This window comes from Bradyrhizobium sp. T-12 (genome assembly GCF_058314695.1).
The window spans coordinates 6844491-6856935 of sequence record NZ_CM177756.1; the positions used below are offsets into that span (position 1 = coordinate 6844491).

General features: G+C 66.0%; 12 protein-coding genes. 4 read left to right on the top strand and 8 right to left on the bottom strand.

Going from position 1 to position 12445, the window contains the following annotated elements:
• The first annotated feature begins 214 nt into the window (after nt 1-214).
• Nucleotides 215-559, top strand: coding sequence for a DUF952 domain-containing protein (locus tag AC0WRY_RS32720; protein WP_194404815.1), 345 nt, complete (start codon nt 215-217; stop codon nt 557-559).
• A complete protein-coding gene (locus AC0WRY_RS32725; RefSeq protein ID WP_194404816.1) occupies nt 556-1653 on the top strand; it encodes a quinone-dependent dihydroorotate dehydrogenase in 1098 nt (365 codons plus the stop codon). Before AC0WRY_RS32720 ends, AC0WRY_RS32725 begins: the two co-directional genes overlap by 4 nt.
• A gap of 65 nt (nt 1654-1718) precedes the next feature.
• Here the strand turns inward: AC0WRY_RS32725 and AC0WRY_RS32730 are convergent, their stop codons facing one another.
• From AC0WRY_RS32730 to AC0WRY_RS32750, 5 genes are all read right to left on the bottom strand, one after another.
• Complete coding sequence (locus AC0WRY_RS32730; protein WP_491122437.1) at nt 1719-3044, bottom strand: MATE family efflux transporter; 1326 nt, start codon at nt 3042-3044, stop codon at nt 1719-1721.
• 1 nt (nt 3045) lies between these two features.
• Nucleotides 3046-3780, bottom strand: a complete 735-nt coding sequence (locus AC0WRY_RS32735) for an MBL fold metallo-hydrolase (RefSeq protein ID WP_194404818.1) — start codon at nt 3778-3780, stop codon at nt 3046-3048.
• 21 nt (nt 3781-3801) lie between these two features.
• The gene (locus tag AC0WRY_RS32740; RefSeq protein WP_491122438.1) at nt 3802-4107 is read right to left on the bottom strand and encodes a DUF6460 domain-containing protein; all 306 of its coding nucleotides are present in this window, start codon (nt 4105-4107) and stop codon (nt 3802-3804) included.
• Between the two features lie 314 nt (nt 4108-4421).
• A complete protein-coding gene (locus tag AC0WRY_RS32745) occupies nt 4422-6089 on the bottom strand; it encodes an ATP-dependent DNA ligase (protein WP_194404820.1) in 1668 nt (555 codons plus the stop codon).
• Nucleotides 6086-7123, bottom strand: a complete 1038-nt coding sequence (locus tag AC0WRY_RS32750) for a ligase-associated DNA damage response exonuclease (RefSeq protein WP_194408485.1) — start codon at nt 7121-7123, stop codon at nt 6086-6088. Before AC0WRY_RS32750 ends, AC0WRY_RS32745 begins: the two co-directional genes overlap by 4 nt.
• Before the next feature lie 60 nt (nt 7124-7183).
• Here AC0WRY_RS32750 and AC0WRY_RS32755 point away from each other — a divergent pair, with 60 nt between their 5' ends.
• The gene (locus tag AC0WRY_RS32755; protein ID WP_194404821.1) at nt 7184-8110 is read left to right on the top strand and encodes a class I SAM-dependent DNA methyltransferase; all 927 of its coding nucleotides are present in this window, start codon (nt 7184-7186) and stop codon (nt 8108-8110) included.
• Nucleotides 8111-8224: 114 nt separating this feature from the next.
• Nucleotides 8225-9454, top strand: coding sequence for an ABC transporter substrate-binding protein (locus tag AC0WRY_RS32760; protein ID WP_194404822.1), 1230 nt, complete (start codon nt 8225-8227; stop codon nt 9452-9454).
• Nucleotides 9455-9550: 96 nt separating this feature from the next.
• Here AC0WRY_RS32760 and AC0WRY_RS32765 read toward each other — a convergent pair whose 3' ends face one another.
• The 3 genes from AC0WRY_RS32765 to AC0WRY_RS32775 all read right to left on the bottom strand — a co-directional run bounded on the left by AC0WRY_RS32765 (nt 9551) and on the right by AC0WRY_RS32775 (nt 12424).
• Nucleotides 9551-10402 carry an amidohydrolase family protein gene (locus AC0WRY_RS32765; protein ID WP_194404823.1) on the bottom strand — a complete coding sequence of 284 codons (852 nt, stop codon included), beginning with the start codon at nt 10400-10402 and terminating at the stop codon, nt 9551-9553.
• Between the two features lie 3 nt (nt 10403-10405).
• Nucleotides 10406-11383: an aldo/keto reductase gene (locus tag AC0WRY_RS32770; protein ID WP_194404824.1), complete on the bottom strand. Its 978-nt coding sequence runs from the start codon at nt 11381-11383 to the stop codon at nt 10406-10408.
• Nucleotides 11384-11491: 108 nt separating this feature from the next.
• The gene (locus AC0WRY_RS32775) at nt 11492-12424 is read right to left on the bottom strand and encodes a sugar-binding protein (RefSeq protein WP_194404825.1); all 933 of its coding nucleotides are present in this window, start codon (nt 12422-12424) and stop codon (nt 11492-11494) included.
• Nucleotides 12425-12445: the final 21 nt, after the last annotated feature.

A 12445-nucleotide genomic window follows, 5' to 3' on the forward strand; every position in this document is an offset into this window, starting at 1 on the left:
CGCGCAAGAGGCAAGCGAGCCCGGTACCGGCTCGCGACGAGAAAACGCGTCAAAACAAGAATCTGCAGCCCCGTTCCGATTTCCTCGGAACGGACATGACCTGAGGTCTTGAGTTCGGCAGGGGCGGCCTTTACGGTCGCGCCGGGGTTTTTGAGGACCCGCAATAGACGAAAAAACCCAAAAGACTCAAAGAGCAAACGGGGCTGCGCAAGCGGTGGTCAAGATCTACAAAATCTGTCCGGCCTCGGCCTGGCGTGAGGCGGAGCGGCAGGGTGTCTACCTCGGCAGCGCGGACGATACGCGCGATGGCTTCATCCATTTCTCGACCGCCGCCCAGGTTCCCGAGACCTTGCGCAAGCACTATTTCGGGCAGCGCGCGCTGTTCCTGGTCGAGGTCGATGGCGACGCGCTCGGCAGCGAACTGCGCTGGGAGCGCTCGCGCAATGAGGAGCTGTTTCCGCATCTCTATGGCGAGCTCGATCTCGGCGCCGTCATCGCGGTGATGAACCTCAACATCCGCTCCGACGGCGGCCACGACGTTCCGGAGCTTACCCCGTGATCCGCGCTTTCGACGCCTTTTCCCTGCCGGTGCTGCGCTGGCTCGATCCGGAAGACGCGCACCGGCTCGCGATCCAGGGCCTGCGCTTCCTGCCGCCGATCAAGCCGCGCGCGGACGATCCCAAGCTCGCGATGCGCGCCTTCGGGCTCAACTTCCCCAACCCGATCGGCATGGCCGCCGGCTTCGACAAGAGCGCGGAGGTGCCGGATGCGCTGCTCCGGCTCGGCTTCGGCTTTGTCGAGATCGGTTCCGTGACGCCGAAACCGCAAGCCGGCAATCCGCGGCCGCGGCTGTTCCGGCTGGAGCGCGACGAGGCCATCATCAACCGCATGGGCTTCAACAATGACGGCGCGGACGCCGCACTGCGCCGCCTGGCCGCGCGCGCACAGCACGGCGGCATCGTCGGCGTCAATGTCGGCGCCAACAAGGATTCGCCCGATCGCGTCGCCGATTACGTCACGCTGATCGAGACCTTCGCGCCGGTCGCGAGCTACTTCACTGTCAACGTGTCTTCGCCGAACACGCCGGGCCTGCGCAGCCTTCAGGAAGGCGCGCTGCTCGACGATCTCCTCGCGCGCGTGATCGACGCGCGCGAGCGGGTCAGGCAGAAGGCCGGCGACACGCCGGTGCTGCTCAAGATCGCACCGGATCTCAGCCTCGCCCAGCTCGACGACGTCGTGCAGGTCGCGCGCTCGCGCCGGGTCGACGGTATGATCGTGTCGAACACGACGATCGCGCGGCCGAGTACGCTGCGTGAGCAGATGCGCGCCAAGGAGCAAGGCGGCCTGTCTGGCCGGCCGCTGTTCCGCCTGTCGACGCGGATGGTCGCCGAGACCTATGTGCGCGTCGAGGGCGCCTTCCCGCTGATCGGCGTCGGCGGCGTGGATTCGGGCGGCGCCGCGCTGACCAAGATCCGCGCGGGCGCGAGCCTGATCCAGCTCTATTCGTCGCTGGTCTACAAGGGCCTCGGCCTCGTCGACGAGATCAAGCGCGACCTCACCTCGACGCTGCTCCGCACCGGGCGGGATTCGCTGTCCGAGATCGTCGGCGCGGATGCCGCGACGCTGACGGCGGAAGACTGGCCGGGGATGTAAGCCACTCTCGTGCCCGGGCTCTGCGCAGCAGCGTTTCACGCTGCGGCGCGTCCGGGACACCCAAGCTACGATTTCGCGAACGTCGCCCGGAACTGCGCCGGATAGCGCGCAGCCTGCAAGCCGCCGCGCGAGAGGTAGGAGGCCATCAGCGCCCACCACAGGCCGGCATTGCCGAACGATTGCAGCGCCCACCAGGTGGCGAGGAAGATCGCGAGCGAAGCCAGCATCAAATTGCGCATCTCGCGCGCCCAGGTCGCACCGATATAGATGCCGTCGAAGCCGAAGGCGAACACGCCGGGGATCGGCGCGAGCACGACGAAGGGCAGGAATTCGCGCGCGGTCCGGCGCACGTCTTCGCTCGCGGTCATGACATCGATCAGAGCCGGCCCGAACAGCGCGAACAACACCGCGACGACGATGGCGAAGCCGAGCCCCCAGAGCAGCACCAGCCGGGTCGAGGCGGCAAAGCCTTTTGCATCGCGTGCGCCGAGGGTGCGGCCGCAGAGCTGCTGGGCGGCATTGGCCAGGCCGTCCAGGAAGAAGGCGCTGATGAACAGGAAATTGTTGAGCACGGAATTCGCCGCCAGCGTGACGTCGCCGGCCTGCGCGCCCTTGGCGGTGAAGAACAAGAACACGGTGATCAGCGCACCGGTGCGGATCATGATGTCGGAGTTCACCGCCAGCATCCGCAACAGCTTGTCGCGGTCGAGCAGGGTCGCGGTGGGCACGGCGAAGCCGCCCGCGGCATAATGGCGGCAGACGAGCACGCCGAGCACGAACCCGATCGCTTCCGACACCAGCGCGGCGATCGCGGCACCGGCGATGCCGGCATCGTAGACCAGCACCAGCAGGATCGTCGCCGCCATGTTGACGAGGTTGATGACGACCTGAAGCAGCAAGGCCGAGTTGGCGCGGGCCTGACCGATCAGCCAGCCGAGGATGACGTAATTGGCGAGCGCGAACGGCGACGACCAGATCCGGATCTTGAAGTAGGTCTGTGCGGCCCGCGTTACCCCCTCGCTGCCGCCCATGAGGTCGAACAGCACCGCGGCCAGCGGCCATTGCAGCACGATCAGCGCGCCACCGATCAGGCCGGCGACGATGAAGCCGCGCGCCAGGATCGCGGCGGGCTCGCGCGTGTCGCCCGCGCCCAGCGATTGCGCGGTGAAGGCGAGCGTGCTCATGCGCAGGAAGCCGAACAGCCAGAACAGGCAGTCGAAGATCACCGACGCGATCGCGACGCCGCCGAGCAGCGCGGCATCGTCGAGCCGTCCGATCGCCGTGGTCGAGACAATGCCGATCAGCGGCGTGGTGAGGTTCGCCACCATCGCGGGACCGGCGATGGCGAACACCTGGCGGGAGCCAATCTTGAGGGGAACGGGCGCGTGCATCTCAGAATACGAGGACCATGCCGTCTTCGGCGGCGAGATGCGCAATATCGTCCAGGCGCGCGAGCATGTCGTCGCTCATATGGGTGAGGACAAGGCGTTTTGCGCCGATGGCGGGCAGATGCTGTTCCAGGGTTTTCAGGCTGAGATGGTTCTTGACCACCTTCTCGTACATATAGGCTTCGGCGATGAAAAGGTCCGCGCCATGCGCCAGCGGAATGAGCGTCTCCGTCCACTCGGTATCGGCGCTGTAGGCGAGCGTGCGGCCCTCGGCCTCGACGCGGTAGGCGAGGAAGGGGCCGCCGGACTCGCCGTGCACCACGGGGTACGGCGTCACCGTCACGGTGCCGAATGTCCGGTTTTGCCCGGGCGCGAGCTCGACGACATCGAGCTCGAAGCGCTGTTTTGTCTTCGAGGAGTGCTCGAACAGCGCCTCCATGACGTCACGCAGCCGCCGCTCGATGCCTTGCGGGCCCGCGATCGTCAGGGGCCGCGTCCGCCGGGAGAATTGGGCGTCGAGCAGCAGGAACGGCAGCCCGGCAAAATGGTCGCCGTGGAAATGCGTGATGAGAATGAGGTCGATGTCGGCGCGATCAATCTCGAGCCGCTTCAGCGCCGGCAGAGCCGACGCGCCGCAATCGATCAGGAAGTTGGCCTCGCGCCCCGATATATGGAAGCAGGTATTGAGCCTGCCGCCGGAGCCGAAGGCGTCGCCGCAGCCGACGAAACGGAGTTGCATCGGCTGCGGACTCCCAATTCCTTACCGGCTGCGCGGCGCGCCGAACACGCGCGAGAGCAGCCAGATCGGGATCACGATGACCGCGCCAAGCAGGAAGTAGCGCCACAGCCAGTTGATGGTGTCGAAGCCGAGGTCCCACAGCCGCTGGAACAAGAGGCGGATGCTATAGATGATGTTCCAGGGATCGAAGCCGATCGCCGCGAGCACGACGCCGACCAGGATCGAGAGCAGCACTAGGCGGAATGCGACAGCCAGCGGGGAGCCGCCGAGAAAGCGGTGCAGGCCATCGCTGCGGCCGGCCGGCAAATCTCTGACGTCTTGGACCATCGCAAGCTCCTCAAGCGGATTCGACCCCATTATAGGGCACGGCGAGGCAGATGGGGAACCCGCAAGGGCGCGTCAATCGGGTTACGGGAGTTTAATTCGGGCGAGCGGGCGAATTCGGTGGTGATGCGCTGCTCGCCGCGGGCTCTTTAGCCTCTCCCGCTTGCGGGAGAGGCCGCGCCGAAGGCGCGGGTGAGGGCTCTCTCCTCTGGGGGAATCCCAATGCGGAAACAGCCCTCTTCCCCACCCCTCTCCCGCAAGCGGGAGAGGGAGCGCACCTCCGCCTTGGCGACAGTCGAGCCGGCTCATCACGCGCCTCAGACCTCAATCTCCGCCGCCTCCGCCTCGGCCTTCAGCATCCGCTCCAGCGTCTCCAGCCGGTCCGCCTCCTTCGGCGGCTTGTCCCAGCGCAGGCGGCTGATGCGGGGGAAGCGCATGGCGACGCCGGATTTGTGGCGCGGCGAGCGCTGCAGGCCTTCGAACGCGACCTCCAGCACCAGCCCCTTGTCGCCCTCGTGCACGACATGGCGGACGGGACCGAATTTCTCCGTGGTGTTGCGGCGAACGAAGCGGTCGATCTGCAGCAGCTCCTCGTCGGTGAAGCCGAAATAGGCCTTGCCGACGGGCACCAGTTCGTCACCGCCCTCGCCTGCCGTCCAGACGCCGAAGGTGTAGTCGGAATAATAGGACGAGCGCTTGCCATGACCGCGCTGCGCATACATCAGCACGGCGTCGATGATGTGAGGATCGCGCTTCCACTTCCACCATTGGCCCTTCGGCCGTCCCGGCAGATAGGGCGCATCGCGCCGCTTCAGCATCACGCCTTCGACGGCATCCGCGTCCTCACCGGCGCCGGCACTCGCGGGATCGGCGCGCGCGGCGGTCAATGCTTCCCAGCTTGCGAAGGGAACGGTCGGCGACAGATCGATGCGGGGATCGTCGAGTTTTGTGATGAAGGCCTCCAGCCGCTCGCGCCGCTCAGCGAACGGCAGCTCGCGCAGATCGTTCTCGTCGTCGCCGAGCAGATCGTAGGCGCGCAGATGGATCGGAAATTCTTTGATCAGCTTGGGCGAGACAACCTTGCGGTTGAGCCGCTGCTGCAGGACGTTGAAACTCTGCACGCGGCCCTCGCGCAGGATCAATAGCTCGCCGTCGATCGCACCCGGCAGCCGCAGCGACGGCACGAGATCGGGAAAGCTGCCCGTGATGTCCTCGCCGGTGCGCGAATAGAGCCGCGCGGTGATGTGGCCATGCTCGTCGCGCCCCGCAACCGCCTGCACGCGGATGCCGTCCCATTTCCATTCGGCGATGTACTCAGCGGGATCGAGCGCGGCGAAATCGCTATCCTCGATCGCATGCGCCAGCATCACCGGCCGGAACGGCGCGGGATCGCGGTTGATCGGTTTGTCGCCGCGGCCCTCCAACCAGGCGAACAGATCGAGATAGGGTGGTGCGAGGCCGGGCCAGATCAGCTCGACCTCATGCGGATCCTTGTCGCCGAGCGCGGCCGCCGCTGTCTTGGCGAGACGCGCGGAGATGCCGATGCGAAGCGCGCCGGTGACGAGCTTCAACAGCGCCCAGCGCCCGGTCTCATCGAGCTCGTCGAGCCAGCGCTCGAGCTGCTTCGGCAACTCGGTCTTGCCGAGCGTGCGCAGCGTGGTGACGACTTCGGTGAGCGTCGGCGGCGGTGGATTGTTGTGGGCGGCGAGCCCGGCCTTCGGCCACATCAGCGCCACCGTCTCCGAGAGATCGCCGACATAATCGTAACTCAACCCGAACAGCACCTCATCCGTCCGCGACGCAATGAGGTCGCGGATCAGCGCCGGTTTCGCGTGCTTGAAGCTGAGCGCGCCGGTCAGCGCGGCCAGCGCGTAACCGCGGTCGGGGTCGCCGACCTCGCGGAAATAGCCGGTGAGCAGCCGCAGTTTGTTGTTGCGGCCGGGCTCGTAGGCGAGACGGTCGAGCAGTTCGGCGAAGCGATTCATGCGTCGGCCTCGCCTGCGGCCGGCGCCTCGCTCTCCTCCTCGTCGCCATAGCCGACGAGATCGAGCGGCTGCGCTTTCAAGCCTTTGCTTCGGCACCAATGCACCAGCGCATCTTCCTGGCCGTGGGTGACCCAGATTTCGCCGGCGCCGGTGGCACCGATTGTGGCGGTGAGGCCATCCCAATCGGCATGGTCGGAGATCACCAGCGGCAGCTCGATGCCGCGCTGCCGCGCCCGGGCGCGCACCCGCATCCAGCCCGAGGCGAACGCGGTGACGGGATCGGGAAAGCGACGCGTCCAGAGGTCTGATGTCGCCGAGGGCGGCGCCAGCGTGATGGTGCCGGCCAGCGCGGCCTTCTTGACGCCCTTCGCCGGCCTGAGCTCGCCAAGATCGATGCCGCGGCTCTGGTAGTAATGCGTGATCGTCTCCATGGCGCCATGCAAATAGATCGGTGCGTCGTAGCCGGCCTGCCGCAGCAGCTTGATGACGCGCTGCGCCTTGCCGAGAGAGTAGGCGCCGACCAGATGCGCACGCTCCGGAAACAGCGCGGCAGAAGCGAGCAGCTTCTTCACCTCGTCCGCCGCATCGCCATGGCGGAACACCGGCAGGCCGAACGTCGCTTCGGTGATGAAGACGTCGCAAGGCACCAGCTCGAACGGCGTGCAGGTCGGATCAGGCGCGTCCTTGTAATCGCCGGAGGCGACGATGCAGGTCTCCTTGCAGGTGACGGCGATCTGCGCCGAGCCCAGCACATGGCCGGCCGGGTGAAACTTCACTTTGACGTCGCCGAGCCGGATCTCCTCGCCATAGCGGATGGCCTGCGTCGATCCGGCGAAGTTCTCGCCATAGCGCAGCCGCATCATGTCCAGCGTTTCCTGCGTCGCCAGCACCGCGCCATGGCCGGCGCGGGCATGGTCGGAATGGCCGTGGGTGATCACGGCCCGCTCGACAGGGCGGACAGGGTCGATATGGAAGCCGCCGGGCTTGCAGCACAGGCCGGCAGCAGCTGGCAACAGGATGTCTTGGGGACGCATGCCTGCTATATAGGTTGCCACGACACATCTTCTACTCATCACCGCCTGCCCTGGTTCCTAATGCCGCTGCGCCTGTTCCTGACCTCCGGCGATCTCATGGCCGACCGCCGCTTCGAGTTCGCGCGCGACCTCCAGCTCAAGGGCGATCTGCCCGCGGCCGCCGACCTGATCGAGCAGGCGATCGAGCTCGCGCCGAACTTCACCTCGGCCTGGTTCACGCTAGGCGAGATCCGCCAGCAGCTCGGTGAGCGTGACAAGGCCATCGCGGCGTTTCGCGAAGCGCGGAGGTGCGACCCGGGGGACCAGCACGGCGCCGGCCTGCACCTGATGCGGCTCGGCGACGCCGAGATGGCGGAGATGCCCAAAGCCTATGTGCAGGCACTGTTCGACCAATACGCGCCGCGCTTCGAGCACGCGCTGATCAACGATCTCGGCTACCGCGCCCCCAGCATCATCTTCAAGGCGGTGCTGGCCGCGCGCGTTGCCGCCAAGAAGCCGGCCTTCTTCAAGCGCACCATTGATCTCGGCTGCGGCACCGGCCTCGCGGCCGCCGCCTTTGCCAAACAGGTCGACCATTTCATCGGCATCGATCTGTCGCCCGGCATGATCAAGGAGGCGCGCGCCACGGGCCTCTACGCCGAGCTCGAAGTCGCCGACATGATCGAGGGACTGCGCACCAAGAGTGATGGATGCGCGAACCTCATCGTCGCCGCGGACGCCTTCGTCTATCTCTCCGATCTCGCACCGGTGCTGACTGAAGCCAGGCGCGTGCTCGTCTCGGGCGGCGTGCTCGCCTTCACGCTGGAGACGCATGACGGCAGCGGCATCGTGCTCGGCGAAGGCCTGCGTTATGCCCATTCGGCGGAATATGTGCGCGGCGCCATCACCAAGGCGGGCCTGAAGCTGCTGACGCTGGAGCCGGCCTCGCCGCGCATCGAGAACAACGAGCCGGTGCGCGGCCTTGTCGTCGTCGCCGAGAAAACTTGAGTCTAGGCGCTAAAGCTGGCGATTTAAGCGTCATTGCGTCGCAAAGCTGCGACTTCCCACTTGCGAGCCATGCTGCGTTCCCAGCACAATGCGCGCACCAGGGAGAAAACAATAATGACGAAAAATCCATCGCGGCGCGATTTCAACGCCGCCGCGCTCGCCGCCGTCGCCGCGTCCACCTTGCCCGCGCCTTATGTCTGGGCCGCGGAGAAGAAATACGATGCGGGCGCCAGCGACACCGAGATCAAGATCGGCCAGACCGTGCCGCATTCCGGTCCCGGCTCGCTCTACGGCGTGCTCGGGCGCATCGGCGAGGCCTATTTCCAGATGCTGAACGAGAAGGGCGGCATCAACGGGCGCAAGGTCAAGTTCCTGACCATGGACGATGCCTACAGCGCGCCGAAATGCGTCGAGGCGACGCGGCGCCTGGTCGAGCAGGAAGAGGTGCTCGCGCTCTACGGCTCGCTCGGCACCGCGCCGCAGACCTCCGTGCACAAATATTTGAACTCCAAGGGCGTACCGCAGCTGCTGCTCAACACCGGCGCGTCGAAGTGGAACAATCCGAAAGAGTTCAAATGGACGATGGCGGGCTTGCCGCTCTATCCGACCGAGGCGCGCATCCTGGCGCGGCACGTCGTCGCCGTGAAGCCGAACGCAAAGGTCGGCATTCTCTACCAGAACGACGATTTCGGCCGCGACTTCCTCGGTCCGTTCAAGAAGGTGCTGGCCGATGCCGGCGGCACCGCGCAGGTCATCATGGAGCAGACCTACGATCTGACCGATCCGACCGTCGATTCCCAGCTCATCAATCTCTCGAAGTCCGGCGCCGACGTCTTCTACAACATCTCCACCGGCAAGGCGTCGTCGCAGTCGATCCGGAAGGTCGCCGAGCTCGGCTGGAAGCCGCTGCAGCTGCTGTCCGCCGGCTCGACCGGCCGCTCGATCCTCAATGCCGCGGGCCTCGAGAACGCCACCGGCATCGTCGCCATCCGCTACAACAAGGAGGTCGGCCTGCCGAAATGGGAGAAGGATCCCGACGTGATGGCGTTCGAGGAATTGCGCAAGAAATACACGCCGGCGATCGACCCCGACAACACCATCGCCTTCGCCGGCTACGGCCAGGCCGTCACCATGGGCGAGATCCTGCGCCGCTGCGGCGACGACCTCACCCGCGCCAACGTGCTGAAGCAGGCGTCCAACCTCAAGGGCTTCCACTCGCCCTACTTCCTCGACGGCGTCACCTACGACTACACGCCCGAGGACTACACGCCGATGAAGACGCTGTTCATCTCCTCCTTCACCGGCAAGGATTGGGATATTTCCGACAAGCCGATGTCGGAATAGCACTCACTCGTCATGGCCGGGCTCGTCCCGGCCATGACGGCCTCGGCTGAATGTTCAAATGCGATTGCCCACTCTCTAATAAAAAGGCCAGCACAGCTAACGCGCGATCGCCAATTGATACGCCTGGGCGGCGTTCACGCCAAAAGCCTTGTCCCGCACCTCCGGGCCAAGCTTCACCAGGCAGGCCTCCAACGCGCCCTTGATCTCGCCGTAGCTGCCCGCAAGCAGGCACACCGGCCAGTCCGAGCCGAAAATCAGCCTGCCCTCGCCGAAACAGCTCGCGGCGTGCGCGACGAACGGAAACAAGCGCTCCGCATCCCAGTCATTCCAGACCGCTTCGGTCGCAAGGCCCGAGATCTTGCACCAGACATTGCCGCAGTCCCCGAGCCCCTTGATGCGATCGGACCATTCGGCACTGCCGCCGTCAGCGATCGGCGGCTTGGCCGCGTGGTCGAGCACGAAGCGCGCTTGCGGGAAGGCCTGCGCGGTTGCGATCGCGGCCGGCAACTCGCGGCTGCGGACGAGGAGATCATAGGTGAGATCATGCGCGAACACCGCCGTGAGCCCGCGCTGGACATCCTCGCGCAACAGCCAATCGGGATCGGCCTCGTCATGCACCTGGTGGCGGATGCCGACGAGCTTGTCCCCGCCCGGCAGGCCGCGCAGCCGTTGTAGCGTGTCGCCGAGCGCGCCGTCCGTCAGGTCGGCCCAGCCGACGACACCGATCACCGACGGTGTTTCATGCGCGATGCGCAGGAATTCCTCGGTCTCCTCCAGCGCTGAGCGGCATTGCACCACGATGCTGGCATCGATGCCGTTCGCCTGCAGCAGCGGCGCGAGATCAACGGGACCGAACGCGCGGCGGATCGGCGTGAGCTCGTCCGTCGCCATCCAGGGATAGTTGGCACGCGCCGGATCCCAGAAATGCTGATGGGCGTCGATGATCATGGCTTACGCAGCGCCCGGCAGCGGCGCGCGGGCATCGACGAGGTTTCGCGCGCGCAGCTCCCGCCAGAAGGCCGGCGGCACCACTTTCTCGGACATCGCGATGTTGTCGGCGACCTCGGCGGCATTGCGCGCGCCCATCACGGCGACGGTGACCGCCGGATGCGCCATGCAGAACTGCAGCGCGGCCGCCTTCAGCTCGGTGCCGTGCTTGCGGCAGAGCGCATCGAGCTCCAGCGCCCGCGCCACCAGCGAGGCATCGGCGTCCTGATAGTTGAACTTCGCGCCGGTATGCGGATTGGCCAAAATGCCGCTGTTGTAGATACCGCCGAGCAGGATGCCAATGCGCTTCGCCGTGCAGACTGGAAACAGCGCATCCAGCGCGCCCTGGTCGAGCAGCGTGTAGCGCCCGGCGAGCAGGAAGCAGTCGACCGGCACGGCTCCTGCAAAACGCGTCAACATCTCCGACTGGTTCATGCCCGCACCGATCGCCTTCACCGTGCCTTCCGCGCGCAGCCGCTGCAGCGCGCGGAAGGCTCCGCTAACGGCCTCGTCATAGTGATCGTCGGGATCGTGCACCAGGAGGACGTCGACGCGGTCGAGCCCGAGGCGGCCAAGGCTTTCCTCCACCGACCGCATCACGCCGTCATAACTGAAATCGAACACCGGCCGCTCGCGCGACGTACCCTTGTAGTGCTCGTCCTCGGCGGTGCTGCCGTCCGGCGCGCGCAGCAGGCGACCGACCTTGGTCGAGATGACGTAGGAGTCGCGTTGCTGCTGCCGCAGGAAGGCCCCTAGCCGCCGCTCGGCGAGGCCAAAGCCGTAGAGCGGAGCGGTGTCGAAGAAGCGCACCCCGGCCGACCAGGCGCGCGCAATCGTCGCTTCCGCATCGGCGTCGCTGACGGGGCTGAACAATCCGCCGAGCGGCGCGGAACCGAGCCCGAGTGAGGTGACGTCGAGCGGGCCCAGCCGCGAATGTTTCATTCCCATTGTCTTCCGCCAGTCTTCATTCCAACAATCCAGATCATCTCCCCCGCTTGCGGAAATCGCAAGCGGGGGAGGCACGCAGGAGCGCGGGGCTGGCGGACGCTCCTACTTCAACATCTGCGCGACGTTGTCCTTGGTCACGAGATCGAGGCCGGTGTAGACGATCTCCGGAACCTTCTCGCCCTTCTTGATGGCGAGCAGCGTGTCCATCGCCTTCTCGCCCATCTCGAACGGACGCTGGCCGACCAACGCATTGGCATAGCCGTCGCGCAGCAGTTCGAGCTGCATCTTCAGCGTATCAGCGACGACCAGCGTGAACTTGCCGGAATCGATGTCCTTCTTGTTCCGGCTCGCGAACGCCTTGAAGCCCTCGGGAGCGAACATCGGCCAGCCGCCGATGGGAACGATGGCGGCGAGATCGGGCGTTGCGGTGCGCATGTCCGTCATCTGCTGCACCGCCAGCGCGGGATCGTCGTTGCAGAAGGTCGGGGAACCCGCGACCTCGATCCATTTCGAGCCTTTCAGCGCCTCGCGAACGCCATCGACACGCTCGGCGAGGTTTTTCGCGCCGGGGCCGCCCGAGACCATGGCGTACTTGCCGCCGTCGGGTCGCATCTTCACGAGTTCCTTGCCGAGCGCGACGCCGAACTCCTTGTTGTTGGTGCCGATATAGGCGATGCGCTTGGAGCCGGGCGCATCGGCATCGAAGGTGATGACGGGGATGCCGGCGGCGGTCGCCGCCTCGATCGACTTGGTCATGGCCGCGACGTCGGCGACCGAGATGGCGAGGCCGTCGACCTTCTGGGTGACGAAGTCCTGGATGATCTGCGCCTGCGTCGCCGGCTCGTGCTCGACCGGTCCCTTGTAGATGCACTCGATATTGCCGAGCTCCTTGGCGCGCTTCAGGCAGCCGTCGCGCGCGAAATCGAAGAACGGATTGTTCATCGCCTTGGGCACGATGACGAAGCGGTAGTTCGCGGCGAATGCAGGCGTCGCCATCATCGCAACGGCGATGCCGGCCAGAAGCAGTTTCCTCATTGTCTCCTCCACCCTTGTTTG

Coding starts and splice junctions, on each gene's coding strand:
- AC0WRY_RS32775 (WP_194404825.1), bottom strand. CDS start 12,424: ATGAGGAAACTGCTTCTGGCCGGCATCGCCGTTGCGATGATGGCGACG.
- AC0WRY_RS32745 (WP_194404820.1), bottom strand. CDS start 6,089: ATGAATCGCTTCGCCGAACTGCTCGACCGTCTCGCCTACGAGCCCGGC.
- AC0WRY_RS32770 (WP_194404824.1), bottom strand. CDS start 11,383: ATGAAACATTCGCGGCTGGGCCCGCTCGACGTCACCTCACTCGGGCTC.
- AC0WRY_RS32760 (WP_194404822.1), top strand. CDS start 8,225: ATGACGAAAAATCCATCGCGGCGCGATTTCAACGCCGCCGCGCTCGCC.
- AC0WRY_RS32750 (WP_194408485.1), bottom strand. CDS start 7,123: ATGCGTCCCCAAGACATCCTGTTGCCAGCTGCTGCCGGCCTGTGCTGC.
- AC0WRY_RS32765 (WP_194404823.1), bottom strand. CDS start 10,402: ATGATCATCGACGCCCATCAGCATTTCTGGGATCCGGCGCGTGCCAAC.
- AC0WRY_RS32755 (WP_194404821.1), top strand. CDS start 7,184: ATGCCGCTGCGCCTGTTCCTGACCTCCGGCGATCTCATGGCCGACCGC.
- AC0WRY_RS32730 (WP_491122437.1), bottom strand. CDS start 3,044: ATGCACGCGCCCGTTCCCCTCAAGATTGGCTCCCGCCAGGTGTTCGCC.
- AC0WRY_RS32735 (WP_194404818.1), bottom strand. CDS start 3,780: ATGCAACTCCGTTTCGTCGGCTGCGGCGACGCCTTCGGCTCCGGCGGC.
- AC0WRY_RS32740 (WP_491122438.1), bottom strand. CDS start 4,107: ATGGTCCAAGACGTCAGAGATTTGCCGGCCGGCCGCAGCGATGGCCTG.